General features: G+C 66.8%; 22 protein-coding genes and 1 other RNA gene. 13 read left to right on the top strand and 10 right to left on the bottom strand.

The genetic code is table 11. The features are described from left to right. The first annotated feature begins 1 nt into the window (after position 1). From AC1PLA_RS18380 to AC1PLA_RS18365, 4 genes are all read left to right on the top strand, one after another. Positions 2-214: a ParD-like family protein gene (locus AC1PLA_RS18380; protein WP_024938505.1), complete on the top strand. Its 213-nt coding sequence runs from the start codon at positions 2-4 to the stop codon at positions 212-214. Further along, complete coding sequence (gene map, locus AC1PLA_RS18375) at positions 211-987, top strand: type I methionyl aminopeptidase (RefSeq protein WP_481105082.1); 777 nt, start codon at positions 211-213, stop codon at positions 985-987. Before AC1PLA_RS18380 ends, map begins: the two co-directional genes overlap by 4 nt. A gap of 181 nt (positions 988-1,168) precedes the next feature. Then, positions 1,169-2,968 (top strand): chloride channel protein, encoded by a 1,800-nt coding sequence (locus AC1PLA_RS18370; RefSeq protein ID WP_024938503.1) that lies wholly within the window; start codon positions 1,169-1,171, stop codon positions 2,966-2,968. A gap of 417 nt (positions 2,969-3,385) precedes the next feature. Continuing rightward, on the top strand, positions 3,386-4,864 hold the full coding sequence (locus AC1PLA_RS18365) for a SulP family inorganic anion transporter (RefSeq protein WP_481105081.1): 1,479 nt from the start codon (positions 3,386-3,388) through the stop codon (positions 4,862-4,864). On the opposite strand, the gene AC1PLA_RS18360 is transcribed toward AC1PLA_RS18365, so the two are convergent. After that, on the bottom strand, positions 4,817-5,062 hold the full coding sequence (locus AC1PLA_RS18360; RefSeq protein WP_481105080.1) for a hypothetical protein: 246 nt from the start codon (positions 5,060-5,062) through the stop codon (positions 4,817-4,819). The genes AC1PLA_RS18365 and AC1PLA_RS18360 overlap by 48 nt on opposite strands. A gap of 176 nt (positions 5,063-5,238) precedes the next feature. Between AC1PLA_RS18360 and AC1PLA_RS18355 the strand changes: the two genes are divergently transcribed. The 4 genes from AC1PLA_RS18355 to AC1PLA_RS18340 all read left to right on the top strand — a co-directional run bounded on the left by AC1PLA_RS18355 (position 5,239) and on the right by AC1PLA_RS18340 (position 6,435). Then, entirely contained in the window at positions 5,239-5,445 is a 207-nt protein-coding gene (locus AC1PLA_RS18355; RefSeq protein WP_047127422.1) for a hypothetical protein, read from the top strand. A gap of 126 nt (positions 5,446-5,571) precedes the next feature. After that, a complete protein-coding gene (locus AC1PLA_RS18350; protein ID WP_047129433.1) occupies positions 5,572-5,805 on the top strand; it encodes a DUF1653 domain-containing protein in 234 nt (77 codons plus the stop codon). A gap of 51 nt (positions 5,806-5,856) precedes the next feature. Continuing rightward, positions 5,857-6,201 (top strand): hypothetical protein, encoded by a 345-nt coding sequence (locus AC1PLA_RS18345; RefSeq protein WP_481105079.1) that lies wholly within the window; start codon positions 5,857-5,859, stop codon positions 6,199-6,201. Between the two features lie 157 nt (positions 6,202-6,358). Further along, positions 6,359-6,435: non-coding RNA, sX9 sRNA (locus tag AC1PLA_RS18340), on the top strand. Between the two features lie 39 nt (positions 6,436-6,474). Here the strand turns inward: AC1PLA_RS18340 and AC1PLA_RS18335 are convergent. The 5 genes from AC1PLA_RS18335 to AC1PLA_RS18315 form a co-directional block, all read right to left on the bottom strand. Beyond that, positions 6,475-7,212 (bottom strand): DNA/RNA non-specific endonuclease, encoded by a 738-nt coding sequence (locus AC1PLA_RS18335; RefSeq protein WP_039518674.1) that lies wholly within the window; start codon positions 7,210-7,212, stop codon positions 6,475-6,477. 580 nt (positions 7,213-7,792) lie between these two features. Further along, positions 7,793-9,925: a methyl-accepting chemotaxis protein gene (locus tag AC1PLA_RS18330; protein ID WP_102583574.1), complete on the bottom strand. Its 2,133-nt coding sequence runs from the start codon at positions 9,923-9,925 to the stop codon at positions 7,793-7,795. Next, entirely contained in the window at positions 9,922-10,350 is a 429-nt protein-coding gene (locus tag AC1PLA_RS18325) for a type 2 periplasmic-binding domain-containing protein (protein WP_102583573.1), read from the bottom strand. Before AC1PLA_RS18325 ends, AC1PLA_RS18330 begins: the two co-directional genes overlap by 4 nt. A gap of 10 nt (positions 10,351-10,360) precedes the next feature. Then, on the bottom strand, positions 10,361-11,530 hold the full coding sequence (locus AC1PLA_RS18320) for a hypothetical protein (RefSeq protein WP_039518677.1): 1,170 nt from the start codon (positions 11,528-11,530) through the stop codon (positions 10,361-10,363). A gap of 524 nt (positions 11,531-12,054) precedes the next feature. Further along, positions 12,055-12,456 carry a Rid family hydrolase gene (locus AC1PLA_RS18315; RefSeq protein WP_039522479.1) on the bottom strand — a complete coding sequence of 134 codons (402 nt, stop codon included), beginning with the start codon at positions 12,454-12,456 and terminating at the stop codon, positions 12,055-12,057. 127 nt (positions 12,457-12,583) lie between these two features. On the opposite strand from AC1PLA_RS18315, the gene AC1PLA_RS18310 reads away from it, so the two are divergent. Further along, positions 12,584-13,510: a LysR family transcriptional regulator gene (locus AC1PLA_RS18310; RefSeq protein WP_374151314.1), complete on the top strand. Its 927-nt coding sequence runs from the start codon at positions 12,584-12,586 to the stop codon at positions 13,508-13,510. Positions 13,511-13,757: 247 nt separating this feature from the next. On the opposite strand, the gene AC1PLA_RS18305 is transcribed toward AC1PLA_RS18310, so the two are convergent. Beyond that, the gene (locus tag AC1PLA_RS18305; RefSeq protein WP_374151313.1) at positions 13,758-15,605 is read right to left on the bottom strand and encodes a M14 family metallopeptidase; all 1,848 of its coding nucleotides are present in this window, start codon (positions 15,603-15,605) and stop codon (positions 13,758-13,760) included. Positions 15,606-16,016: 411 nt separating this feature from the next. Here AC1PLA_RS18305 and AC1PLA_RS18300 point away from each other — a divergent pair, with 411 nt between their 5' ends. The 4 genes from AC1PLA_RS18300 (at position 16,017) to AC1PLA_RS18285 (ending at position 21,688) form a co-directional block, all read left to right on the top strand. Next, positions 16,017-16,757, top strand: coding sequence for an ABC transporter ATP-binding protein (locus AC1PLA_RS18300; RefSeq protein WP_349780423.1), 741 nt, complete (start codon positions 16,017-16,019; stop codon positions 16,755-16,757). Beyond that, positions 16,754-18,190: an ABC transporter permease gene (locus AC1PLA_RS18295; protein WP_349780422.1), complete on the top strand. Its 1,437-nt coding sequence runs from the start codon at positions 16,754-16,756 to the stop codon at positions 18,188-18,190. The genes AC1PLA_RS18300 and AC1PLA_RS18295 overlap by 4 nt, the downstream gene beginning before the upstream one ends. Next, positions 18,190-19,458, top strand: a complete 1,269-nt coding sequence (locus AC1PLA_RS18290) for a DUF3526 domain-containing protein (RefSeq protein WP_349780421.1) — start codon at positions 18,190-18,192, stop codon at positions 19,456-19,458. The genes AC1PLA_RS18295 and AC1PLA_RS18290 overlap by 1 nt, the downstream gene beginning before the upstream one ends. Positions 19,459-19,543: 85 nt before the next feature. Continuing rightward, positions 19,544-21,688: a TonB-dependent siderophore receptor gene (locus AC1PLA_RS18285; RefSeq protein WP_481105078.1), complete on the top strand. Its 2,145-nt coding sequence runs from the start codon at positions 19,544-19,546 to the stop codon at positions 21,686-21,688. A 193-nt stretch (positions 21,689-21,881) separates the two neighbouring features. Here AC1PLA_RS18285 and AC1PLA_RS18280 read toward each other — a convergent pair whose 3' ends face one another. The 3 genes from AC1PLA_RS18280 to AC1PLA_RS18270 are packed head-to-tail and all read right to left on the bottom strand — an operon-like array spanning position 21,882 to position 25,872. Further along, the gene (locus AC1PLA_RS18280) at positions 21,882-22,532 is read right to left on the bottom strand and encodes a DUF2894 domain-containing protein (protein WP_104574635.1); all 651 of its coding nucleotides are present in this window, start codon (positions 22,530-22,532) and stop codon (positions 21,882-21,884) included. Further along, positions 22,529-23,203, bottom strand: a complete 675-nt coding sequence (locus tag AC1PLA_RS18275) for an OmpA family protein (RefSeq protein WP_065048311.1) — start codon at positions 23,201-23,203, stop codon at positions 22,529-22,531. The genes AC1PLA_RS18280 and AC1PLA_RS18275 overlap by 4 nt, the downstream gene beginning before the upstream one ends. Next, positions 23,200-25,872, bottom strand: a complete 2,673-nt coding sequence (locus tag AC1PLA_RS18270; protein WP_481105077.1) for a DUF802 domain-containing protein — start codon at positions 25,870-25,872, stop codon at positions 23,200-23,202. Before AC1PLA_RS18270 ends, AC1PLA_RS18275 begins: the two co-directional genes overlap by 4 nt. Positions 25,873-25,878 lie beyond the last annotated feature (6 nt).

Raw genomic sequence — 25,878 nt, 5'->3', positions numbered from 1 at the left:
CATGGGCATCGTCAATATCGATGACGAACTGCACGATCAGCTGCGCCGCGCGTGCACGGTGACCAGCCGGTCGATCAACGCGCAGGCCACTTTCTGGATCAAGGTCGGCATGCTGTGCGAGATGCATCCGGAATCCTCGTTCCAAGACATCGTGGCGCAGGAACTGCGCGCGGCAGGCGTGCGGCCGCAATCCCTGAAACCGGCGCGGACGTGATCAAGCAGCCGGCGGAGATTGCGTTGATGGCCAACGCCGGTGCGTTGCTGGCGCAGGTGTTCCATGCGCTGGATGAGCTGCCGCTGGCAGGCCGCAGCACGCTGGAACTCAACGACTTCGTCGAGCGGATGATTGTCGACGAGCTGGGCGCGCGGCCGGCCAGCAAGGGGCAGTACGACTTCCCCTTCGTGCTCAACGCCTCGATCGATGATGTGGTGTGCCATGGCGTGCCCGCGGCTGGGGACGTGCTGCGGAGCGGGCAGATCGTCAATCTGGATATCACGCTGGAAAAGGATGGCTATATCGCCGACTCCAGCACGACGTATCTGGTGGGCGAGGTGGCCTATCAGGCGCGGCGGTTGGTGCAGGCCACCTATCAGGCGATGTGGAAGGGGATTGCGGCGGTGCGTCCGGGCGCGCGGCTGGGCGACATCGGTCATGCGATCGCGCGGCATGCGCGCGAGCAGGGCTATAGCGTGGTGAAGGAATATTGCGGGCATGGCATCGGCCGGCAGATGCATGAAGAGCCGCAGATCCTGCACTACGGGCATGCCGGCACCGGGATGCAGCTGCAGGAAGGCATGGTGTTCACCATCGAGCCGATGATCAATCAGGGCAGGGCGGCGATCCGCGCCGAGCCGGATCAATGGCCGGTGCATACGCGCGACGGCAAGTTGTCGGCGCAGTTCGAGCACACCGTGGCGGTCACGCGTACCGGTGTGCGTGTGCTGACCTTGCGCCCCGGGGAAAAGCCGCTGTGTGCGCTGGGGTGAGCGCGCCGTCCCCCGGCGCGTGGCCTGCGCCCGCTGCCGCCGCTGTGTTCGTTGCGTGCACTGCCGCGGCCAGACTGCCGCGGCCAGACTGCGGCAGGTCAGCCAGGTTGCTGCACACTAGGCCGCATCGCTGACGTCTCCCGTGCGCCGGCACCTTGATCCGGCGGAGCGCTGGTCTTCCATGCAGCCACTTCCTCACAACCCCACGCACGCCGTGCACCCGGCAGTTGCATCCTGGCGACGGCCGCTGGAGTGGTTGCGCCGGCAGTTGCGCGCCAACGATCTGTGGTTCATCGGGCTGGCAGCCGTGGTGGGGCTGATCGCGGCGGCACTGATGGTGGTGCAGGCCGGCATGGCGCATGCGCTGCAGGCCTGGCTGTACGCGCTTGCGCCGGGCGAGCGGCTCAGCACTGCCGAATCGATCACCGCCACCCAGCTGCTGGTGTTGCCGTTGGGCGGCCTGTTGGTGGGCCTGGTAGCCTTGCTGGCACGGCGGCGCAAGCGGCCGCTGGTGGATGCGGTGGAAGCCAACGCCCTGCACGGCGGGCGCATGTCGATGCGCGACAACCTGATCGTTGCGGTGCAGACGCTGCTGTCCAACGGCTTTGGCGCATCGGTGGGGCTAGAGGCGACTTATACGCAGATGGGCGCAGGCGCCGGTTCGCAGCTGGGCCGTGTCCTGCGGGTACGCCGGGCCGACATGCGCACGCTGGTTGGTGCCGGCGCTGCAGGCGCGATCGCCGGTGCGTTTGGGGCGCCGCTGGCCGGTGCGTTCTACGCGTTCGAGATCGTGATCGGCGCCTATACGCCCTCGGCGCTTGCGCCAGTGGCCGCAGCGGCGCTGGCCGGCGCGTTCATGGCCAACGCGCTCGGCGCCGCGCCGTATTCGTTGCCGGCGGCGGTCGCCTATCAACTGCAGCCGCGTGACTATGCGATCTACATCGCGTTGGGGCTGACCTGCGCGTTGATCGGCATCGCGGTGATGCGGCTGGTGGCCGGTATCGAACGCGCCGTGGGGCGGATCGAGCTGCCGCTCTGGGGGCGCCCGGTGGTGGGCGGGTTGCTGCTGATTCCGCTGGCGATGTATTCGCCGCAAGTGCTGTCGTCGGGACATGGCGCCCTGCATCTGGACCTGACCAGCAGCAGCACGCTGCAGGTATTGGCCGGTTTGCTGGTGCTCAAATGCATCGCGTCGGGCATCTCGCTGGGTTTCGGCTTCCGTGGCGGCCTGTTCTTCGCGTCGCTGTTCATGGGCTCGCTGGTGGGCAGCCTGTTTGCGGTGTTCCTGAACCTGCTGGTCGGCGCCGCGGCAGTGGACATCACCAGCGCCTCGTTGGTGGGCATGGCTGCGTTGGCGGCAGCCATTGTCGGTGCGCCGATGACGATGGCCATGCTGATCCTGGAGGGCACGCACGACTTTGTGCTGGCGAGCGCGGTGATGGTGGCGGTGTTGGTGGCCAACACCGTGGTGCGCCAGGTGTTCGGCTATTCGTTCTCCACCTGGCGCCTGCATCTGCGTGGCGAGAACATCCGCAGTGCACGCGACGTGGGGTGGGTGCGCAATCTGTCGGCCGGCAAGATGATGCGCAAGGACGCCAACCACACTGCGCACGACACCACGGTCAGCGAGTTTCGCCGGCGGTTTCCATTGGGGTCCACGCAGCGCGTGGTGCTGGAAGACGCCGCCGGCCATTACGCCGGTGTGGTGCCGCTGGCGGTGCTGTACGCGGACAACGTGCAGGCCGATGCGCCGGTGAGCGACTACGCCAAGCACCGCGATGCGGCATTGCTGGCAGACACCGACATCGTGGCGGTGATGAAGGTCTTCGATGCCACGCAGGCCGACGAGCTGGCGGTGATCGATGCACAACGCAAGGTGCTGGGCGTGTTGTCGGAAGGCTTCGTGCGCAAGCGCTATGCCGAAGAACTGGAAAAGCGCGAGCGCGAACTGATGGGCGAGCGTGTGCTCGGCGACGACTGAGCCACACGCTGCCGGCAGCGGCTGAAGCGACAGGGCGCATGCTGGCCCTGCATATCCACTGCGTGCAGACGGTGTCTCACGCAGCGCCCTGCGCCCGCGACGCATGCAGCTTGCCCATCGACAGTGGCAGCATGCGATGCCAACACGCAGCTTCCAGCCGCCTGCGCGTTGGTGGTGCTCACGCATTGGCAGCGTTGCTCAGCCTCGACTGCTCGACGCGCGTGCGCAGCAGCGCGCCATCGGGTTGTGCAGACCGACATCAGCGCGTTAGCATGAAGCCTCGTCCAAAACGATTTCCTCCGACACATGACACCACCCTGACCTAAGGCATCACGCGCTCGCAGTTGCTGCGAAGGTCCAGGTATTTGACGTTCATGTATTCGCGCCGTGTGTTTGCCGGTGCGCGGAGTCGTTTCAATGTCCAGAGTTTTCTCGTTGCGCCAGCAATGGCTCGGCAACGTGCGTGGCGATGTGCTCGCCGGCATCTTGGTCGCGCTTGCGCTGATTCCCGAAGCCATTGCCTTTTCGATCATTGCCGGCGTCGACCCCAAGGTCGGGCTGTACGCGGCGTTCTGCATTGCGGTGGTGACTTCGATCGCCGGTGGCCGGCCCGGCATGATTTCGGCTGCCACCGGCGCGATGGCGTTGTTGATGGTGGATTTGGTCAAGGAGCACGGCCTGCAGTACCTGCTGGCGGCCACCGTGCTGGCCGGCGTGCTGCAGCTGATCGCCGCGGCATTGCGCCTGGGCGCATTGATGCGCTTTGTCTCGCGCTCGGTGATCACCGGCTTCGTCAATGCGTTGGCGATCCTGATCTTCCTGGCGCAGTTGCCGGAGCTGGTCGGCATGCCATGGCCGGTGCATGCGGTGTGTGCAGCGGGCCTGGCCATCATCTATCTGCTGCCGCGCTTCACCACGGCGATTCCTTCGCCGCTGGTCGCCATCGTAGTGCTGACGGCGGTGTGCGCGTACTGGCACATCGACATCCGCAACGTGGGCGACATGGGCCGTCTGCCCGACAGCTTGCCGGTGTTCCTGCTGCCGGACGTGCCGCTGACGTGGGACAGCGTGCGCATCCTGCTGCCGGTGTCGACGACGCTGGCCGTGGTGGGCCTGCTGGAGTCGTTGATGACCGCGCAGATTGTCGAAGACCTCACCGACACGCCGTCGCAGCGCAACCGCGAATGCGCAGGGCAGGGGCTGGCGAACCTGCTGGCCGGGTGCTTCGGTGGCATGGCCGGCTGCGCGATGATCGGGCAATCGGTGATCAATGTGCGCTCGGGCGGGCGCGGGCGCCTGTCGTGCCTGGTGGCCGGCGTCGTCCTGCTGCTGATGGTGGTGTATGGCGCGCCCAGGGTGCGCCAGATCCCGATGGCGGCACTGGTGGCGGTGATGATCATGGTCAGCATCGGCACCTTCAGCTGGGGCTCGCTACGCGATCTGCGCACGCACCCGGGGAGTTCGTCGGTGGTGATGCTGGGCACCGTCGTGGTCACGGTATGGACGCACGATCTTGCCCGCGGCGTGCTGGCCGGGGTGCTGCTGTCGGCGCTGTTCTTTGCGCGCAAGGTCGGGCGCATGTTGCAGGTGGAGGCCTGCGAGCGTGACGACGGAGTGCGCGTGTATGCGGTGCGCGGCCAGGTGTTCTTTGCATCGGCCGGCCAGTTCGTGGCCAGCTTCGATTTCCCGGGCACGCCGCCGAAGGTGCTGATCGATCTGAGCCACGCGCACTTCTGGGACATCAGCGCGGTGGCAGCGCTGGATCGGGTGGTGCTCAAGCTGCGCGCGCACGGCGCCGAGGTCGAGGTGATCGGCGTGAATCAGGCCAGCGATACGCTGATCGAAACCTTAGGAACCCACCGGCGCGATGGCGCGCGCCTGCAGCTGGGGCACTGAGCTTGGCTGCTCGTGCGCAGCCAGTTCGGCCGTCGGCGCTGCCGTGTGACGTGCATGGTCGTCCAGCAACGCGGACAGGCGACGATGGCAGTCGCGGAAGGCCAGCGCGGAGGCCGGCATGTCGCAGGCATCGAAGGTTCTGGCTTCGGCCTTCCAGGCGGCGAGCAGGTCTTTCAGGTCGCAGATCAGGCTCGGCATGCGGGTGACTCCGTGGGCGTTCTCATCACTACGGCCACAGGTGCCGGCCGGATGCAGTCGCGCTCGTTCGTCTCACGCATGGCCGCGCGGGGGCGCTGCCATCGTGCAGGACACACGTGCACGTCACATTGGCGGGAGGAGGGTGGCCGTGCGGTCTTTTACCGCTGGAGCAGACCATGAGCAACGACGAAAACGGCAACCGCGGCGTAGACGATCCGACTCCGCCCAATGGCATCAAGGCACCGGGCAGGGACAACACACCGATCCAGGAAGGGCCTGCGCAGGACAGCGAGATCGATGACGACGATGGCATCGAAGACCCGGTCGAGGACGATGACGACCTGGGCGCGGAAGACGACGAAGACGAAGACGACGACCAGTAAGCGCGTGGCAGCGTTGCACGCGGCCGTGCAACGCTGAACCCGGCAGAGGGCACCGGTTGCGCGGCATGTGCTGGCTGTGGCCGGCCATGCTGCCTAGACTTGCGGATTGCCCATCCTGTGACATCCATGGACACCTCCCTGTCGCCATTGCCCAGCATCGCGTTGGGCCAGTACCGCCACTTCAAGGGCGGCCGTTATGAAGTGCTCGGCGTCGTGCGCTGCAGCGAAACGCTGGCCCCGCTGGTGCTCTATCGCCCGTTGGACAGCGACGTCGGTCTGTGGGTGCGGCCGTATGCGATGTTCATCGAGCAGGTCGAGGTGGACGGCGTTGCGCGTCCCCGTTTTGCGCGGGTCGAGTAGGCGCGGCTTGGTCTGCCCGACGTCACAGGGCCGTTTGCGAGTACGTTGGCAATGACGGCCGCCGCCGATGCTGCGCCCGTCACCACGCCCGATGGCCGGTATCTGATCGTGCGTGGCCGGCTCTGGCGTACCGCCAACCCGCATCTGCGCGAAGACGTGCGTGCCGGGCTGGTCGCCGCCTTGATGGACGCGCGACGCGCGGTCAAGGCGGCCAAGCGCGACGGGGATGCCGGGCGGCTGGCTGCAGCGCGTGCGGCGGTGGATCGTGCCAAGACGGCGCTGGGAGAGCGCGGCCCGGTGTGGTGGAGCGATGGTGCCAAAGACTTCAATCGGCATCTGGTCAAGAACACGCCATACGCGGACTGGTTTGCGGCGCTTGCCGCGCCCGAGGCCTGAGTGCGCGTTGCGGCGGGCCAGGCGTGGTGCTGCCTGCAACGACAAGGCCCGGGAATCCCGGGCCTTGTCTGCTGGATCACACGCCCAGCGGTGTAGAGCGGCTGAGCAGGCTGCTGCGCTCAGCGCCCGGTGGGCACGGCCGGTGCACGGCATCGGCAAGGGCCATTCGGACACTCCGGTGCCGGACGCGCCGTTCGCACCCACCTGACGCCTGCTCGCAACATGGTGTCAGCCGCGCTTGATCGACGTGGCTGGAGAAGCGGGCAGCCGCCCTCAGCCCAGGTCGCAATTGCTCGGCTGCGGCCAGGTGGTGGCGGGCAGCATGGCCTTGACGGCGGCCGGTGCGGTGATGCCGATGGTGCTGGCGCCGTAGAGGTCTTCCAGTTCGTCGATGCTGACGATGTAGCTGTCCAGCGAACCGAGGTTGGCGCTGTTGGGAATCAGCCAGCTGATCGCGCGGGTGCCGCCGCCCGGGTTGGCGGTGATGATGGTCTTCCAGAAGAAGTCCGGGGTGCGGATGCCGTGGCTGCTCAGGAAGTAATCGTTGGTCGTGTCGCTGTAGATCACGCCGCCGTAGACCTGCACGCTGGCGATGTCGCGGTAACACTCGGCCACGTTTTCGGCGCGTACCCAGATGCCCTGGTTGAAGCTGGACACCTGCGGCACGATGTTGGACATCAGGTTGGCGCGACGGATGTAGGTCGCGTTGTAGTCCATGTGGTTGGAGGTCACCAGGTGCCCGCGATCGTAGCCGGTGCGCACGCTGGCGTAGGAGGCGGTGGAGGTCTGGCCGGCGCAGCCGCTGGGCAGTTCGGTGTCCAGATTGAAACTGGACGGGCGCGCGGCCGAGCCGGTATCGGCCTGCAGCACATACTCGTAGCGCAACGCGGTGTGGTTGGTGCAGTCGTAGCGCAAGGTGTAGCCGCCCTTGTTGAGGGTGACGACCTGGGCGTTTGCGCTGGCACTGGCAGCGGTGAACAGCAGAACGGCGAAGAAAGTCCGGAAGCGCATGGGCAGTGAATCTCCTGGAAAATCAATCGGACGCACGACGCCATCGCCGGCTGCCGGGGGGCAGATCGACGCTCAGCGGAACGCGCGCTGGAAGGGGGATAGTTGGCTCGCTTTTTTAGCGAGCGCGACAGCTATCGCATGCAAATGTTGCTTGGTGGTGACGTAGGCGTGAGGAATGTGCGGTCACGTCAGTTTTTCCGACAAAATTGTGACCGGTCTCGCGCATTGGGCGGCATACGGACTGGCAGGCGATAAGCGCGTGGTTATGCCTGGAGCGTGCGGATGCCCTTCCGCGCCAGGGTTTTTGCGATGGCGCACAGCTGCGCCATCAGCAGAGCGCGGTTGCTGCTGTCGGACAACCGCCCGCCTTGCGGTCGGGATACGCCAGCACACACCGGCAGGCGACACCGCCAGAGGTCAGGTTGGAAGCAGCGCAGTGCCGTTCGTCGGTGCAAGATGCGCGCCTTGCGACGCTGCCGTGCCGGCGCTGCGTTCGCCGTCGGCGGACACAAAAAACCCCCTTCTGCAGTCCATGCAGAAGGGGGCGTCAAATACGTCGCGAGACGATACGCTGGGTCGACTATGCGACCTCTTTTTCCAGTTGCGGTGCGCTGGCAGGCTGCAGCTGGAACAGCGAGACCAGCTGGGTCAGGGTGCTGGACTGCTTTTCCATCGCCCGTGCCGCGGCCATGGCTTCCTCCACCAGCGCTGCATTCTGCTGGGTGGTTTCGTCCATCTGGATCACCGTCTGGTTGACCTGTTCGATGCCGGCCGATTGCTCGCTGGATGCGGCGGTGATCTGGCCCATGATGTCGGTGACCCGATTCACGCTGGCGACGATCTCGGTCATGGTGGTGCCGGCCTTGTGCACCAGCACCGAGCCTTCGGCTACCTTGCCCACCGAGGCGTCGATCAGCTCCTTGATCTCCTTGGCCGCAGCGGACGAACGCTGCGCGAGCGTGCGCACCTCCGAGGCCACCACCGCAAAGCCGCGGCCCTGTTCGCCGGCACGTGCGGCTTCCACCGCCGCGTTCAAGGCCAGGATATTGGTCTGGAACGCGATGCCATCGATGACGCTGATAATCTCGGCGATCTTCTTCGAGGAGGTTTCGATGCCCGACATGGTGCCGACGACCTGGCTGACCACTTCGCCGCCCTTGGAGGCCACACTGGCGGCACTGCGCGCCAGTTCGTTGGCCTGCAGTGCGTGCTCGGCGTTCTGCCTGACGGTGGAGGTGAGTTCCTCCATCGAAGCGGCGGTTTCTTCCAGGCTGGCCGCCTGCTGTTCGGTACGCCGCGACAGGTCCTGATTGCCGGCGGCAATTTCGCCGGCCGCGGTGTCGATCTCCGACGAGGAATGCTGGATGCGCCCGACGATATCGGTCAGGCGATCCACCGTGGTGTTGGCATCGTCACGCATGCGTGCGAACACGCCGGCAAAATCGCCGTGCATGCGCGTGGTCAGGTCGCCGCTCGCAATCGCCTGCAACACCTGCGACACCGCACCCAGGCTCTTGTCCGAGCTGCTCATCAGGTGATTGAGGTCCACCACGATCTGGCGGAAATCATGCTCGAACGCGGTCTCGTCGCCGCGTGCGCTGAAGTCGCCTGCCGCCGCGGCCGATGCCAGCCGCTTGATCTCGCCGTTGATCGACAACAGGCTGGCCCGCACATCGTTGATCGACTGACTGATCACCGCCTTCTCGCCCGGCAAAGGCTCCAGCTGCTGCGACAGGTCGCCGGCGGCATAGCGCTCGGTCAATGCGACGATCTGCATCGTCACCGCGATATGGCTGGACACCAGCGCATTGCTGGCACGCACCATGCTGCCGAATTCGCCGGGGAATTCCTGCTCGGCGATACGGTGACTGACCATGCCGGCTTCATGCTTGTCGCCCATGTCGGTCTGCGCCTGGATCACCCGACGCAGCTGACGCTGCATGCTGTCCATCGCCTGCAGCAGCTGGCCGACCTCGTCGTTGCGGTCGATCGAGATGCTGTTGTCCAGCTTGCCCGACGACACCGCATGCGCAATGCCCACCGCACGGTTTAGCGGCTGGGTGATGGCGCGTGCCACGATCCAGCCGAAGGCGATGCACAGCACCGCACCGACCAGGCCCAGCACCAGCCCGCCGATGCTTGCCGCCACCGAGCTGTCCACCGCTTCCTGCACGGTGCCGCGGAAGCGTGCATCGGCACGCTTCTGCATGGCGGTCAGGGTGGTGCGATAGGTTTCCAGTGCCGGTGCCATGGCGCTCATCTGCGCCGCATCGGGTTCGCGCTGCTCCACGAACGCGGCGGCCACGCCGTGCGCCAGGCTGTAGTACTGATCGAACTGCTTGCCCAGGCCTGCCAGCTCCGTCGCATTGGCGGGATCGGATTTCTGCAGTTTCACGTAGGAGGCGTGGATCTCGTCGGCCACCGGCTTGGTGGCCGCCAACATGTCGGCATCGCCGGCGGCAGCGGCGCCGTTGAGCCCGTTGATGAGCTTGTCCAGCGCAGCCACGTTGCGTGTCATGGCGTCGAGCATCGGGAAATGCACGTCGCGTACCGCTTCCAGGCGGTCGTTGTTGCGGTGAAAGACCAGCGTACTGAAGGCCACATAGCTCGATAGGCAAAGGATCGCCACCGCGGCCGGCATCAGGATTTTCCAGAACAACGGTAGCGACAGGATGCGTCTCATGACTTGAGTCTCGAGCAGGTGGCGGGTCACGGCTTCAGGACGACCTTGACGCTGGCGTCGACTGCGCTGGCGCTGATGTAACCGATGGCGCCCGGCGTGGCGGCAACGGCTTTCTTGACCGCATCGTCGCCACTGACACGCTTGGGACGCTGCGCCTTGCCGGTGAACATCAGCTGCGACCAGTACGACTTCAGCTGTGCCGCGTCGCGTGAGGCCACTTTCTTGTAGAACTCATCGCGGGTGGCGACGCCTTCTTCCTGATCGATCGGTACCGCCGCGCCGCCACCGGGCAGGCTGTTGGATTTGGCCAGGAAGATCTGCGACACCTGCGCGGCGCTGAGGCTGTCCGGGCCGCCCTTGGCCGACATCACCACCACGACATCGGCATTGGCGCAGAACGCGGTCAGCGACAGCGCGGCAAGCAGAGAGACTGCAAAACACTTGGAAATGGTCATGGGGGCTCTCTTAGAACACGAAGTCGACGGAGGCCGACAGCAGGTTGTAGCTGCCGCCCGGACGGAAGCCCGGCTGGATGTTGTTCAACGACCCGAACGAGCCCGCGTTGTTGTTGATGTGGCTGGCCTGCAGCTTGAATGCGACGCTTTCACGCGCGTCCCAACGCAGCGATGCGGTAAAGCTGTGACGGCCGCTTTCGGCCTGCGCCAGTGCGCGCGTCATCACGCCGACCGGATCCTGGCCGGTCGCGATGGTCGGGCCCTTGCGATCGACGTTGGCATAGGTGACCGACGGCGTCAGCGTGCCGAAGCGACCGCCGACACTGAGATAACCGGAGGTGGTCTTGCCGTTGAGCGAGGGCGAGTAATCGGCGCGGATCACTTCGCTGCGCAGGAACCAGCTGCCCGGATCGTAGGCGTAACCCAGGCTGGCAAAGCTGCCGTCCACGCCATAGGTGGTCAGGCGATCGGCCAGCGCGGGATTGATGCGCTGATAGACCGAGAACAGGCGATCCAGCGCCGGTGTATCGAAATCGGTGGTGCCCACGATGTAGGCGGCGCGGAACGTGGACGCACCCGATTCCAGGCCCAGCGCCAGGCCGCGCATGGCGTACACATCGGCCTTCTTCGAATTGATGCGGCCGTAGAAGCCCTGCACGCTGACCACACTCTCGCCGGCGTTGATGGTGTACACGCCTTCGACGCCGTCCATCGGCAGCAGGTAGTTGTAGACCTCGTACGGCGGACGCACCCACGGGGTGGCGTAACCGACGCGCTGGTACTCGGACAGCATGTACAGCGGCGCAGTGATGCGGCCCAGGCGCGCGGCGAACTGCGGGCCGAACTGATACTTCACATGCGCCAGCGTGACCTTGGGATCGTAATCGCCGCGTTCGGCGTACTCACTGGTCACCTGCAACACGCCGGTGAACTTGTCGGTGAAGTTGGCATTGACCTGGCCGGCGATGCGCGAGTCCGGACGTGCCGAGGTGGAGTGGCTGGCACCGGCACCTTCCACGGTCTGGATGTCGGGCGTGAAGTCGGCCTGGTCCTCGGTCGAATGCACCACGCCCAGCGTGCCGAAGCCGCTGAAGGAAAACATCGAGTCCTGCTGCGCGTAGGCGCAGGTCGACGACGCCAGGGCGATGGCGCCACTGAGAAGCTTGACGGTCAATTTCATTGAAATCTCGGCTGAGTGGGTGGTGGACGCAGCGCCATGGGAAGCGCGCGGGCAGAACGGTGATGAGCGTCGCAACGCCCTGGATTGCGGTAGCGGCCGTCTGCATCATTGCTTTAGCGAGATTTTTACAACCTGGAAAAACCGGTTAAGAAACCAAAGCACCACAAGAAGTGGGCGATAGTTCCGCCCTATCGAGACGCGTAATTTAGGTGTTTGAAACAGCCGGAATGAATATCTTCGGACATAATCGTCCGCATCTCGGGCCTGCCGAGGATGAGCACAGCCGGTGAAGGGCGACGTAAGCAAAACACGCATTTTTCCAGGGGAAAATTGACATAGATGCGTTTGCTCCGAAGTGCACACGCAAAAAAACGCCACGCACTGGCGAGCCAGGCATGGCGGTCTTTGAACTATTTCGCGTGGGCGCGCCAGTTACTTATCGCCAGTGCGATGCGGCCAGCGGAGATTTTGCTTCGGCTGCATGCAGACGCGACGCGATACAACCGGCAAGTTACTGGAAACGTTTACTGCTGCCGTGTCGGGAGTTTCACCACCACCTTGATCTCGAAGCGAAAGCCGGCCAGCCAGGTCACGCCCACTGCGGTGACGGTGGGGTAGGGCGCCGGACCCCAGTAGCTCACCCACTTGTCCCACATGGCCTCGAACACCACGTCGGGGTCGAGCATGAACAGCGTGACGTCGACGACGTCCTGCGCGCTGCAGCCGGCCGCGGCGAGGATGGCATCGAGATTGGCGAAGGCGCGGGCGATCTCTGCCTCCAGCTCCGGCTCCGGCGAGCCGTCTTCGCGGCTGCCGACCTGGCCGGCGACGAACAGCAAGCCATCGGCGCGCACTGCCGGCGAATAGCGGTGGCGCTCGTACAGCGCGTGCCGCCCCTGCGGAAAAACTGCCTCACGTGTTGCCATGGTGACCTCCATCGGGTGTCGAATCGGAACAGGCAGGCAGCGTAGGTGCTTGTCTGCGCGCGATAAATCGGCGATGCCGACCAGCACTGTTTGTAGAATCCAAACAATCTTGGAGTCGGGAGTGGCGATGGACCGGTTCGACGCGATGCAGGCGTTTGCGCGGGTGGTGGAGACCGGCAGCTTCACCAAGGCGGCCGAGACCTTGCACATGAGCCGGGCCAGCGTGACCCAGCTGGTGCAGCAGCTGGAGGCACGCCTGCGCGTGAGGCTGCTCAACCGCACCACGCGGCAGGTGCATGTCACCGCCGATGGCGCGGCGTACTACGAGCGCGTGCTGCGGCTGCTGGCGGACATGGACGATGCCGAGACCAGCCTGTCCGATGCGTCGGCGCTGCCGCGCGGGCGCCTGCGCGTGGATGTGCCCAGCCCGTTGGCGCGCCTGATCCTGATGCCGGCACTGCCGGCCTTTCATGCGCGCTATCCGGATATCCAATTGGACATGGGCGTGAGCGATCGCCGCGTGGACCTGATCGGCGAGCACGTGGATTGCGTGGTGCGCGGCGGCACCATCACCGATCAGTCGCTGATCGCGCGCCGCGTGGGCGACCTGCAGGCGGGCGTGTACGCGGCGCCGGCGTATCTGCAGCGGCTGGGCATGCCGGCACACCCGCGCGAGCTGGAAAACACCCAGCACCGCTGTGTCGGCTTCATGCGCTGGCGCAGCAGCAAGACCGTGCCCTATGTCATGCAGCGCGGCAGCGAGGCGGTGCATCTGCAAGGGCGTTACGTGGTGGCGTCCGACGACGGCAACGCCTATCTGGCCGCCGGGCTGGCCGGCATGGGCGTGCTGTGGTTGCCGGTGTACATGGCCAGGGCGCATGTGGCCAGTGGCGAACTGGTGCCGCTGTTCGAGGACTGGCGGATGGAGCCGATGCCGCTGTCGATCGCGTTCCCGCCCAACCGGCATGTCAGCGCCAAGCTGCGTGTGTTCATCGAGTGGGTGAGTGCGTTGATGGCCGAGCATGCGCCAGTGGGAGCGCCGGCGCTGCGCTGAGCGCGCTGCGTGGCGTGGCTGATGTGGTCGTGATCGTGCACGCCAGACACGGGGGGCACGCACGCATGATGGAGCGCGCAGTGCGTGGTGAAGCGTCCTGTCTGCCGGCATGCAAGCGACGTTGCTGCCGGTATCGATGCCGATGCGGTCGCCGTTGCCGTCGCCACGGGCCTTGCGCGATGCGCGATGCGAAAGAAGCTCGAGCCGCATTGCCGATCCCACAGCGCGCAATCGACAATGCGCAGGGTCACTCCGCCAGTTGGCGCCGCACCGGATAACGCCAGCCGGTGATCGCCGCATACGGCGAGCGCGCATAGATCCATTGCAGCCGCGCATCGCCATCGGCGCGGAATGCGGCATCGTCTGCGAGCTTGCGTTCGAAGGCGGCGCGCAGGGCGTCGTCGCTGCGCAGCACGCGCTCGCTGAAGTCCACCAGCTCGGCGCCGTACAAGCCGCTGTCGGGGCTGCCGGCATTGCGGAAACGTCCGCTGGCCAGCAACGAGTCGCTGCTCTGCGGCTCGAGCAACGCGGCTGCCAGCATGCGCATCGGTTGATCGGCAGGCACGCGGATGCTGCCGGCGGCGAAGGTTTCTTCCACGTGCTCGGCGTGCGGCGTTTGTGTGCCGGCATCCTTCACTACGCGGATCTGCTGCACCTGGAGCTGGCGTGGCTGCTGCAGGCGTTCATAAGTGATGCCGTGCGCCTTGAGCAGTTCCACCACATCGTCGTTGCCGGGCGGGATCCACCAGGCGAGCGGGTAGCGCACCGCCTGGGTCTGGCGATAGCCGATCACCGGCAGGGTCCAGGTTTCATCGCGGCCCTCCCAGCGCAGTTCCTGCCGCCCGGATACCGGCGACAACGCGCGGGTGTAGCTCACGCCGTTGAACGGCACCTGGGCGATCGGCTGTTGCAGGCGTTCCCAGGCCACCATCAGTTCCTGCGGGCGGGCGGCGCGATCGGCGCGCTTGGCCGCATCGATGTTGCCTGCATCGCGGGCAACCACGCGCAGTGCTGCTTCCAGCAGCACATAGTCGCCCAGCACGCGCTGCCGGTACGACTTCAGGCGATGGTTCTCCACCAGCACGGTGGGGATGCCGGCGAAGTCGCCGTAGCCGGTGGAATAGCGCGGGCCTTCCGGCGCGTAGCGCAGGCCCGAGCGCGGCTCGTCTTCGTCGATCAGGCTCGGGTAGATGGCCGGTTCGTGGCCCTGTTTGCGCAATGCGGTATTCACCGCCGGCGTAAAGCGTTGCTGCAGCCAGTCGGCAGTGGCGCGCGAGCGTGCATAGGTGCCCCAGCCGGCGAAGGTAAAGGTGATGTCGTACTGGTGATCCAGCCCACCGCTGACATGCAGGTCGATGTAGAGCGCCGGATCCAGGCGATGCAGCAACGCGACCATCGCGCGCGTTTCCGGCGCTTCCAGGGTGAGGTAGTCGCGGTTGAGATTGATGCCGCGCGTGGTGGTGTTCCAGCCCATCTGTTGCGGGCCGCGCAATGCGGCGCCGATCAGCGGGCCGCGCTGCTCGTGACCGTCGGCATTGAAGATCGGCACGAACACCAGATCCACCTGGTCGAGCAGGTGGTCCTTGCCGCGTTGCGCGATATCGCGCAGCAGCATCAGGCCGGCATCCTTGCCATCGATCTCGCCGGCGTGGATGCCGGCCTGCGCCAGTACCACCGGTTTGCCGGGCGCGCCCTTGTGCGCGCGGACCAGCAGCAGGTCGCGGCCCTCGCTGCTCTTGCCGAACACCTCCAGCGACAGCAGCGGCGAGGCGGCGACCAGGCGCTCCAGCCAGGCGCGCGTCTGGTCGTAACTGGGCGTGCTGGCGAACGCGTTGCGCTCTGCCGGGGTGCTCCACGGATCGTCCGGTGTGACGATCAACGCCTCGCTGGCCCCATGCCAGGCGCGTACCGGCGGCAGCGGTGCGCTGGTGTCGATGGACTGCGCGCTGGCCTGTGCGGCGCTGAACAGGGTGGCGGCGAGCAGGCCGGCAGCGGCACGCGTGGTGCTGCGGCTGGCGGGCCCGGCGGCGTTGCCGGAAGCGGGTGCGGAAGCGTGCGAGGCTTGGGGGGCGGAGGGGCGCGTATCGGAAGTCATGTGGGACGTACGGGATCTCGATTGAGGGGAGAACGTGGCAAGGCTTGCTGGTCCTGGGTGGTTGCGACGGCAGCGGCGTTCGACGGCCGCCATGCCGCATCGACGCGTTACAGCGGACTGCGTGGGTCGGAGGGCGGAGGGCTGGTCTTTCCCTGGGCGCGGGTCGCGCGGTGCAGGGAGTTCCTGCCTCCGGCTGCAGCAACCAGCAGGATATTTGCGTAATACAGTAACATTTGACGGGCCGCGCTCGCGTCGACGGTCGCGCAGCCTGCTACCTGTGGTGCTGTCGCCCGAGAGGGATAACACCGCGCATTCGCCGCTCCGGCTGGCGCTTGAGCGGCGTCGCCCGGTCCACTGCAAGCGTCGAACGCAATGTGATAACGTATCATTTCGTTAAGCCATTGCCTTGCCATGCTTTCCAGTCCCCCAGTCGCCCCCGCCATCTCGATCAGCAACCTGCACGTGGCCTACCGCGGCCGCACCGTGCTGCAGGGGCTGGATCTGCAGGTCGCCCCCGGCAGTGTCTACGCCTTGCTGGGCGGTAATGGCGCCGGCAAGTCCTCCACGCTTTCCAGCTTGCTCGGCTTCGTCAAACCCACCTCCGGCAGCCTGCGGGTCGATGGTGTCGACCCGGTCGCCGATCCTGGCGCCGCACGTGCGCGGCTGGCCTATCTGCCGGAAAACGTGGCGCTCTACGAGCACCTGAGTGCGCTGGAAAATGCCGACTACCTGCTCGCGCTGGCCGGCCAGCGCCGCGGCCAGGCCGAGATCGGCCAGGCGCTGGCCGCTGCCGGCCTGCAGCGTGAGGCCTGGCGCCAGCGGCTGGCGGGGTTTTCCAAGGGCATGCGCCAGAAGGTGGCGATTGCAGTGGCCACGCTGCGCCAGGTGCCGGTGTTGCTGCTGGACGAGCCCACCTCCGGCCTGGACCCGCGCGCCATTGGTGACTTCAACCGCTTGGTGAGCAGCGTGCGCGAGCGCGGGGGCGCGGTGCTGATGGTGACGCACGACCTGCTCGGCGCAGTGGATGTCGCCGACCGGATCGGGTTCCTGGAACACGGGCGCATTGCCGAAGACATCGGTGCCGGCGACAGCGGCTTCGACGTGCGCAGCTTGCATGCGCGTTTTGCGCGTGCGCAGGATCGGGCTGCATGAGTCCTGTGCTGTTGGTCGCACGCGAGGAACTGCGTTTCATGGCGCGCAACCGTTCCGCTGCCATCGGTGTGGTGCTGCTGATGCTGCTCACGCTGGTGGCGGCATTGACCGCCGCGCATCATCAGCGCGAGGTGGCCGAGTTCCGCGCGCGCCAGCAACTGGCCGCGCAGCAGGCCTTCGAAGCGCAGCCGGACCGCCACCCGCATCGGGTGGTGCATTACGGCCACTTCATCTATCGCCCGTTGCCCGCGTTGGCCGCCTTCGATGCCGGCGTGGACGCGTTCACCGGCAACAGCATGTTCCTGGAAGGCCATCGCCAGAACACCGCCAACTTCGGCGATGTGCGTCAGAGCTCGCTGCTGGTGCGCTTCGGCCAGCTCACCCCCGCATTCGTGTTGCAGGTGCTGGCGCCGCTGCTGCTGGTATTTCTCGGCTATGGCGCGGTGGCGCGCGAGCAGGAGACCGGCACCTTGCGCGCGCTGTTGCTGCAGGGGGCCACGCGTGGGCAATTGTTCGGTGGCAAATATCTCGCGCTCGCGGTGGTGGCCGCAGCCTGCCTGTTGCCGGCCCTGGTCGGGTTGCTACCGATCGCGTCGTTGCCGGGTCAGGCGCTGCGGGTTGTGCTGCTGGTGCTGGCGTATGCGGTGTATCTGCTGGTGTGGTGCGCGCTGGTGCTGTCGGTGTCGATGCTGTGCCGGCGCGGCCGCGATGCGTTGCTGGTGTCGCTGGCGGTGTGGGTATGGCTGGCCCTGCTGGTGCCGCGCGTGGCGCCGGATGTGGCCAGTGCGGCGTACCGCCTGCCGACACGGCTGGAGACCGATGTGGCGATCCAGCGCGACCTGCGCACGCTCGGCGACAGCCACAACCCGGATGACCCGCACTTTGCGCAGTTCAAGCAGCAGACACTGGCGCGCTATGGCGTGCAGCGGGTGGAAGAGCTGCCGGTCAACTACAAGGGCCTGCTGGCGCTGGAAGGCGAGCGTCTCACCGCGAGCCTGTTCGAGCGCTACGCCGCACGTGATTCGGCCATCCAGCAGCAACAGAACTTGTTGGTGCGCACGTTCGCCTTGCTGAGCCCCACGGTTGCGCTGCGCGAGCTGTCGATGACGCTGGCAGAAACCGACCTGCGTGCGCATGAGCGGTTTCTCGCCCAGGCCGAGCATTACCGCTACACGCTGGTGCAGCAGCTCAACCAGCTGCAGGCAGATGCGGTGAGCATGGCCGACGACACCGCGCAGGATGCCGGTGCCGACCAACGCAAGCGCATCTCCTCCGCGCATTGGCATGCGATCCCGGTGTTCGCATTCCAGCCGCCGGCCACCACCGAGGTGCTGCGCGCCGCAGGCGCGGCGCTCGGCCTGGTCGGTGCCTGGCTGCTGGCGGCGCTGTGCATGCTGCTGGTGGCCGGCCGGCGTGTGGGAGTGGCGCGCTGATGCTGCTGTGGAAATACGAACTGCTGCTGTTGCTGCGCGCACGCGCCGCGCTGGCCGGCCTGCTGTTGCTGGCGGTGTTGACCGTGTGCAGCCTGCTCTCCGGCCAGCACCTCATCGCTGCGCAACGCGCCAACATCGCGCGCATTGCAGCGCTGCAGCAGGAGGACATCGCAGCGGTGCAAGACTATGTGGCGCGCTCCAACGACGCCGGCAGCGCGGCCTACTACAGCTTCCACCCGACCTGGGATGTGCCCACGCCACTGGCATTTGCTGCGGTGGGCATGCGCGATGTCTCGCCGTACATCCTGCGTGTCCGCGCGCTGGGCCTGGAAGCGCAGATCCACGATGGCGACAGCTACAACCCGGAGCTGGCACTGGCCGGGCGCTTCGACTACGCCTTCGTGCTGGTGTTCCTGCTGCCGTTGTTCGTGATCGCGTTGCTGTTCGATTTGCGCTCGGGCGAACGCGAGGCCGGGCGTGCGCGCATGCTCGCCGCATTGCCGGGCGCGGGCACCGCGTTGCTGGTGCGGCGCGTTGCGGTGCGTGCCGCTGCGGTGCTGGTGTGTCTGAGTGTGCCGTTTGTGATTGCCGCAACCTTCAATGCGGTGCCGCTGCTGCAGCAGCTCGCGGTGCTGGCATTGACCTGCGCCTATCTGCTGTTCTGGGTGCTGCTGTCGGTGCTGGTCGGGCGCCTCCACTGGCGCCCCGCCGCGCATGCCACCGCCCTGGCGACCTGCTGGGTGGTGCTGGCGCTGGTTGCACCGGCGTTGGCGCATGTGGCGATCAATCAGGCAGTGCCAGTCAACCAAGGCAGCGAGATCGCGCGGCTGCAGCGCGAAGCGGTCAACCACGCCTGGGACATTCCGCGCCAGGACACCATGCGGGCCTTCTACGCGCAGAACCCGCAGTGGGCGGACTCGGCGCCGCTGACCAGCGCGTTTCATTACAAGTGGTATTTCGCCTTCCACGAAAACGGCGACCAACAGGTGGCCCCGCAGGTCGCAGCGTATCGCCAAGGTTTGCAGCGACGTGAAGCACTGGCGCAGCGTGTTGCCGGCGTGTTGCCACCGGTGGCGTTGCAGGCCGCGTTGACGCGCCTGGCAGGCACCGATCTGCGCGCGCAACTGGCGTACCAGGACCGCATCCGCGCCTATCACCAGGCACTGCGGACGTTCTATTACGGCTATCTGTTCCGCGACCGCCCGTTTACGCGCGAGGACTTCGGGCGCGCGCCACGTTTCGATGCAAGCGCCGATCCTGCGTCATAGCGGCCGCTGCGTGTCACCCCTCACCTTCGTTGTCTCACTTGCGACCCGGGCCCAGCGCGCCCGGGTGCTTCAGGAGTCCTGCCCGATGTCCGTGTCCACGCCGCGCCGCCGTCTGTCCAACACGCTGCCTTTGCTCGGTGCACTGAGCTGCGCAGGCGTCAGTCCGCTTGCCGAAGCGGCCGAGCCGCAGGCGCGCGACCTGGATGCGGTGCAGGTGCGCAGCCAGTACACGCCGTACCGCGCATTGAGCGTGACCGGTGCCACCAAGACCGATGCGCCGCTGCGCGACCTGCCGATCAGTGCGCGCGTGCTGGACCAGACCCTGCTCGAGGACGCCGGCGTCAACGATCTGGCCGGCGCGCTGGAGATGGCCAGCGGCATCACCAAGGCCAACAACCTGGGCGGGTTGTGGGACAGCTATTCGATGCGCGGCTTCACCGGCGACCCGAATTTCAGCTCGGACTACATGGTCAACGGCTTCAATGCCAGCCGCGGCTACAACGGCCTGCGCGATGCGGCCAACACGCAGAGCATCGAGGTGATCAAGGGCCCGGCTTCGGCGTTGTACGGGCGCGGCGAGCCGGGCGGTGCGGTCAATATCGTCACCAAGAAGCCCTTGTTCCAGCCGCAACACAGCGCGGATCTGTCGGCGGGGCGCTTCGACAGTTATCGCGCTGCGGTCGACAGCACCGGGCCGCTGGGCGAGAACCTGGCCTATCGGTTGAATGTCATGCACAAGGATCAGCACAGCTTCCGCGACACCGTCGACAGCGACAACACGCTGTTGGCGCCCTCGCTGCTGTGGATGCCGACGCCCGATACCACGGTGTCCTACGAGCTGGAATTCGTGCGCATCCATGCGCCGTTCGATCGCGGTGTCACCGCCATCGATGGCGATGCCAATCGGCTGCCGGCCGGGCGTTTTCTGGGCGAGCCGCGCGATGGCGATATCGATCTGCATTCCACCGGGCACCAGGTGTTCGTGGTGCATGGCTTGAACCAGACGTGGTCGCTGCAGGGCGGGGCGACCTATCGCGACAGCGGCATGCGCGGTTTTTCCACCGAACCGTGGACGCTGCAGGCCGACGAGCGCACGCTGCGCCGCGAGCGCCGCTACCGCGATTATCAGGGCCGCGATATCGCCGCGCGTGCGGAACTGCTTGGCAGCTTGCAGGCGGGCAGCGTGACCCACAACGTGTTGTTCGGCGTGGATGGCAATCGCTTCGACGACAGCCGCTTCCAGCAGCGCGCACGCTCTGCGGCCACGCCGTACAGCATCGACGTGCTCGCGCCGCAGTACGGCGTTGCGCAGCCGGGGCGGCTGGCCACCATCACCGACACCGAGGAGCGCCAACAGGTGTGGGGCGTCTATGCGCAGGATCAGCTCGATCTTGGCGCGCGCTGGAAGGCCTTGCTCGGCCTGCGCTACGACCATTACCAGCAGGATCTCGACAACCAGCTGCGCGGCGCCACGCAGCGCGCCTCCGATGGTGTGGTCAGCCCGCGTGCGGGCGTGATCTTCCATGTCGACGCTGCGCTGTCGCTGTATGCCAGCGCTGCGGCGGGCTTTCGTCCCAACAGCGGCGTGGGCGCGGACGGGCAGAGTTTTGCGCCGGAGAAAAGCCGCTCGCTGGAAACCGGCTTGAAGTACGTGCAGCCCGGCGATGGCCTGGAAGCGACGCTGGCCGCGTTCCGCATCGACAAGAAGAACGTGCTGAGCCTGGACCCGGCTGACACCAGCTTTTCGCTGCCGGTGGGCGAAATGCGCAGCCAGGGCGTGGAGCTGGATCTGCTCGGTCGGCTGACCCCGCGCCTGGCCGCATCGGTGGGCCTGGCCTATACCGACTCGCAGGTCACGCGCAGCAGTGAGGCCGCCGCCGGCACCGGCTTGGCCGAGGGACGCCGCTTCCCGAACGTGCCGCGCTTCAGCGGCAATGCCTTCCTCAACTATGAGCAGCCGTTGACCGGCAAGCGCACTGCGGCAGTGGGCGTGGGCGTGTCGCATACCGGTGAGCGGCTGGGCTCGGTGGATACCAATACCGACTTCGTGCTGCCTGCGTACACGGTGTGGCGCCTGGTCGGGCATTACGACCTGAGCGAGCGCCTGCGCCTGTATGCCAAGGTCGAGAACCTTACCGACCGCCGCTACGCCGCGTTCTCCTACAGCGAGCAGTGGGTGTATCCGGGCGCGCCGCGCAGCTGGACGGTGGGTGTGCGGCTGCGGTTTTGATCAGCGCCCACATGTGATCGCCACCGACTGGCGACGTCCGACCATGCCTGCTTGATGGACCACGCCAGTGCTGGTCGGCGGATGCGAACGACGCCGACCAGCGCACTGGCCACGATCGTGCTGGACAGGTGCGCCATGCTGGTTTCAGCCAGCCGCCGTGTGCGTGCAGCGCCAGCGCGACTGACTGGTTGCGCTAGCTGCGCCGCGTGGACGGACGCTTGCTGCGCTTCTTGCCCGGCGCCACCGGCGCAGCGTCCTCGCTGGCCAACGCGCCACCGCTGTGCAGCTGCTCCAGCCACGACAGCGCGTCGACATAGCCGAGGAAGTGCTGCAGATAGCCCGGTGAGCACTCGCGCATCAGGCTGATGCAGCGATGCACCAGCACGCTGGAATTGAGCGGGCCGGCGTCCTTGGGGGCGTCCTGCAGCGACTGCCGCACCTGGCTGGCGGTGCGCACCGTGGTCCAGGTGCGGCGAAAATCCTCCAGCGCCGGCAGCTCGGGGAACTGCGTGGCATCGGCGCTTGCGGTCTTTCTGCTGTCCACTTCCATCAACGCGGCGTGGCCTGCCATCCGCTCGGCCAGTGCGCCCAGCGCGCTGCGTTGCGACGGCTGTGTAGCGGCGCTGGCGACACGGCGGCGTGCGGCTTGCTTCACCGTTGCCGCATACGCATCGACCAGCTTGCCCAGCTTTTCTTCCAGTACCTCGCGCACTGGCTCGGCCTGCGTGCCGGCACGCGCGGCCAGCGTTTCCATCAGATGGAAACGCACCGGGTCCAGCCGGTCGGCACCCTGGCTGCGCCAGCGCTGCAGGCGCGCGTGCGCGGATGTCGCCTGCGTGCTCATCGCGTGCCTGTGGCCGGTGCTGGCTTGGCGGCAGAGGAGGCACGCGACGTGGACGGGCGCGCAATCGGTGCGATCTCCACACGGCGGTTCCTGGCGCGGCGTGTTTCATCGGCATTGGAATCCACCGGCTGTTGCGAGCCGAAGGCTGCGGCAAACACCGATGCGGCCGGCACGCCTTCGGCAATCAATGCACGCGTCACCGTGAGTGCGCGTTGGGCAGACAGTTCCCAGTTGTCGGCGTAGCGACGGTTGCCGCCCAGCACCGGGCGGTCGTCGGTAAAGCCGCTGACCATCAGGATCTCCTCGCGTGCCGCCAGGTATTCGGTCAACGGCGCGGCCAGCGTCTTCAGCACCTCGCGGCCTTCCGGCTGCAACTGATCGGAATTGAAGGCGAACAACACATTGCCGCGGATGCCGATGCGGCCGTCGACCAGGGTCACGCGGCCGGCGGCCAGTGGCGCCGCCAGTGCCTGCTCCAGCGTCTTGCGGCGCTGCGCTTCGGCCTGACGCTGTTTGACCTCTTCGTCCAGGCGGCTGGACAGCTGCAGCTGCACGCCGATCACCCCGACCAGGATCAGCACGAACGCACCCAGCAGCACCGACATCAGGTCGCCGAAGGCGGCCCAGATCGGTGTGCCCGATTCGCCGTCGATGTCGATCTCGTCGCTCATGCCGCGCTGGCCTCGCCGGCAGCGGCCTCACCGGCATCGCCGCGGCCGCGATCGAGCTGGCGTAGTTCTTCGATGATCTGCTTCTGCGACAGCATGCTGAGGTCGACCACCTCGCGCGCCTGCGCCACGTAATACGCCAGTTGGTCGTCGCTGCGGGCCAGCGAGGCATCCAGTGCGCTGGCGACGTGCTGCAGGCGCTCGTTGAGCTCGCTGGTGGAGCCGCTGAACAGCTGCACCGCCACGCCGAAGGCTTCGCCCAGGCTGGCCACTTCCACCGCGCTGCCGCTGACATGTGCAGCCACCGCGCCGAGCTTGCCGGTTTCGCTGCCGATCTGCTCGGTGAGCTGGGTGCCCACGCGTTGCAGCAGGTCGGCCGAGGTGGTGACCAGCGCATCCACCGCTGCGCGCTGTTCGGTGGAGGCGTGATTAACCGCGTTGAGCAAGGTGTCCAGGGTGGCGAGCAGCTTGCTGCGTTCTTCCAGCATGGCGGTGTCGCGCACCATGCTCTCGGACAGGTTCTGGCGCAGCTCGGCCACCACATCGGCGGCCGCCTTGGGCGCTTCGGAGGCGATCTGCATCAGGCGCGCCACTTCGCTGATGGTGGCACTGGCCTGTGCCTGCGCCTGCGTGGACAGCTCGCTGGCGGTGCTGGCCAGGGTGTCGCAGATCGCCTGCTGCTGCTGGGTGACGCGCTCGCCGGTGCGTTCCCACTGCGTGCTCAGGTCTGCGCTCATCGCGCTGAAGCGCTCGCTCCACAGCGCCAGGCGCTGGGTGTCGCGGGCTTCCAGTGCGGCCTGCAGCTCGGTGTGCGATTGCTGCAGGGTGCCGACCAGGGCGGCGGCATGCGCGTCGAAGCTGGCGGTGGCGGCTGCCAGTGCGCCCTGGTGCTGGGCGGCCAAGGCGGCGCTGGCGTCCTGTTGCTGCGCCAGCGCGGCGCTCCAGGCGCTGGCGGTCTCGCTGCTGGACTGATCCATGCGCCTGGACACCGCATCGACCAGGGCGCTGGAGCGTGCGTCGAAGGTGCTGGCGAACTGGGTCAGGGTGCCCTGCAACTCCTGCGTCAGTGCGTGGTTTGCGCGTTGCTGTTCGGCCACCGCCGCGGTCCAGGTGGCGGCGGCAGCGGCGGTGCTGCTTTCGAAGCCGTTGCTCAGTCCATCGAGTTGCTGCTGTACGGCCTGGTGCACGCCGTCCTGCAGTGCGCTGCTCTGCTGCGCGAGCTGTGCGAGCGTGGCCTGCATTTGCGCGTTCAACGCGGCGCCTGCGCGCTGTTGCTCGGCGAGCACCGCGGCCCAGTGCTCGGCCGTGTCGGCGTTGCTGCGTTCGAACCCGTCATTGAGCGCGGCCAACTGCTGCTGCACCGCGTGGGTCACGCCGTCCTGCACCGCGATGCTGCGCTGATCGATCTGCGCCAGCGTGGTCTGCAACTGCTCGGTCAACGCGTGCTGCGCATGTTCCTGTGCAGCCAGCACGGCCTGCCAGTGCTCGGCGGCCGTCTGCGCACTGTGCTGGAAGCCGTCGTTGAGCGCGTGCAACTGCTGCTGCACGGCGGTGCCGACGCCGTCCTGCACGGCAGTGGTCTGCTGTGTGATCTGCTCCAGCGTGGCCTGCAACCGCGTGTCGAGCGCTTGCTGCGCGCGTTCCTGTGCGGCGAGCGCGCTGGTCCAGTGCGCGGCCGCGGCACTGGCGCTGTGCTGGAAGCCGCTGGTGATGCCGTCCAGTTGCTGCTGCACGGCATGGGTGAGGCGCTCGTGCAAGGCGGCGGTGTCGCGCGCGATGCTGGTCATGGTCGCTTCCATCGCCGGCTGCAAGGCCGCGCCCACCGCGCGTGCGCTTTCTGCCACGCCGCTCTGCAGCGATTGCTCCATCGCCGTGGCCAGGCGCGCGTAGGCCGCTTCGCTCCGGGCGTGGAATTCGGCCTGCTGCGCGGCCAGGCGTTCGTCGGCGGCAATGCTCTGCTGCTCGATGCTGTGCATCAGCGTCTGCAGGCGATCGATCAGCGTCGGCATCAGTGCGCTTTGCTGCTGCTGCAACTTGAACACTTCGCCACGCTGATGCGCGTCCGAATGCGGATGCAGCTCGGAGGCGATCTTCAGGTCCAGGCGCTGCACTGCCTGCAGCCGCTCGCGCCGGCACAGTGCCGACAACAGCCCCAGCATCGCGGAGGTTGCAACGCCGGCGATCGAGGTGCCGAACGCAAACGCCAGGCCTTCCACCGGCGCGGCCAGCGAGCCGCGGATGGCCTGCAGGTCGGTGGCGCTCTGCAATGCGAAGCCGGTGCCCTTGAGCGTGGCCATCATGCCAAGCAGGGTGCCGAGCATGCCCAGCAACACCAGCAGGCCGACCAGATACGGCGTCAGCACCGGTGCCGGCAACGCCACGCGCTCGCCCTTGATGCGCAGGCGCACCGCATTGCGCAGGCTCGGATGCAGGCGCTCCAGCCATTCGCCCAACGCCGATGGCGCGGTGGTCAACGCGGTGACCGCATCGTCCAGCGTCGCGCTGGCCTGGCGATAGCGGTACAGCTCCAGCGCGCCGGCCACATAACAGGCGCCGATCACTGCCGCGACGCAGGCGCCGAGCGGATTGGAGCCCAGATAACCGATGCCGACCCAGCAAACCGCCAACAGGCCGACGACAAACACACACAGGTGGACGAGAGTTCTGAACATGAGGTC

It is taken from the genome of Xanthomonas sp. NCPPB 1826, assembly GCF_056725285.1.
Note: the sequence above shows the minus strand (reverse complement) of the source record. Positions and strands in the feature narration are given on the sequence as shown.

Bases quoted from the DNA above. Each gene is read 5' to 3' on its own strand.
- AC1PLA_RS18270 (WP_481105077.1), bottom strand. From the start codon at position 25,872: ATGTTCAGAACTCTCGTCCACCTGTGTGTGTTTGTCGTCGGCCTGTTG.
- AC1PLA_RS18275 (WP_065048311.1), bottom strand. From the start codon at position 23,203: ATGAGCGACGAGATCGACATCGACGGCGAATCGGGCACACCGATCTGG.
- AC1PLA_RS18370 (WP_024938503.1), top strand. From the start codon at position 1,169: ATGCAGCCACTTCCTCACAACCCCACGCACGCCGTGCACCCGGCAGTT.
- AC1PLA_RS18355 (WP_047127422.1), top strand. From the start codon at position 5,239: ATGAGCAACGACGAAAACGGCAACCGCGGCGTAGACGATCCGACTCCG.
- AC1PLA_RS18315 (WP_039522479.1), bottom strand. From the start codon at position 12,456: ATGGCAACACGTGAGGCAGTTTTTCCGCAGGGGCGGCACGCGCTGTAC.
- AC1PLA_RS18335 (WP_039518674.1), bottom strand. From the start codon at position 7,212: ATGCGCTTCCGGACTTTCTTCGCCGTTCTGCTGTTCACCGCTGCCAGT.
- AC1PLA_RS18300 (WP_349780423.1), top strand. From the start codon at position 16,017: ATGCTTTCCAGTCCCCCAGTCGCCCCCGCCATCTCGATCAGCAACCTG.
- AC1PLA_RS18380 (WP_024938505.1), top strand. From the start codon at position 2: ATGGGCATCGTCAATATCGATGACGAACTGCACGATCAGCTGCGCCGC.
- AC1PLA_RS18285 (WP_481105078.1), top strand. From the start codon at position 19,544: ATGTCCGTGTCCACGCCGCGCCGCCGTCTGTCCAACACGCTGCCTTTG.
- AC1PLA_RS18325 (WP_102583573.1), bottom strand. From the start codon at position 10,350: ATGACCATTTCCAAGTGTTTTGCAGTCTCTCTGCTTGCCGCGCTGTCG.
- AC1PLA_RS18365 (WP_481105081.1), top strand. From the start codon at position 3,386: ATGTCCAGAGTTTTCTCGTTGCGCCAGCAATGGCTCGGCAACGTGCGT.
- AC1PLA_RS18305 (WP_374151313.1), bottom strand. From the start codon at position 15,605: ATGACTTCCGATACGCGCCCCTCCGCCCCCCAAGCCTCGCACGCTTCC.
- AC1PLA_RS18295 (WP_349780422.1), top strand. From the start codon at position 16,754: ATGAGTCCTGTGCTGTTGGTCGCACGCGAGGAACTGCGTTTCATGGCG.
- AC1PLA_RS18290 (WP_349780421.1), top strand. From the start codon at position 18,190: ATGCTGCTGTGGAAATACGAACTGCTGCTGTTGCTGCGCGCACGCGCC.
- AC1PLA_RS18345 (WP_481105079.1), top strand. From the start codon at position 5,857: ATGACGGCCGCCGCCGATGCTGCGCCCGTCACCACGCCCGATGGCCGG.
- AC1PLA_RS18350 (WP_047129433.1), top strand. From the start codon at position 5,572: ATGGACACCTCCCTGTCGCCATTGCCCAGCATCGCGTTGGGCCAGTAC.
- AC1PLA_RS18320 (WP_039518677.1), bottom strand. From the start codon at position 11,530: ATGAAATTGACCGTCAAGCTTCTCAGTGGCGCCATCGCCCTGGCGTCG.
- AC1PLA_RS18360 (WP_481105080.1), bottom strand. From the start codon at position 5,062: ATGCCGAGCCTGATCTGCGACCTGAAAGACCTGCTCGCCGCCTGGAAG.
- AC1PLA_RS18310 (WP_374151314.1), top strand. From the start codon at position 12,584: ATGGACCGGTTCGACGCGATGCAGGCGTTTGCGCGGGTGGTGGAGACC.
- AC1PLA_RS18280 (WP_104574635.1), bottom strand. From the start codon at position 22,532: ATGAGCACGCAGGCGACATCCGCGCACGCGCGCCTGCAGCGCTGGCGC.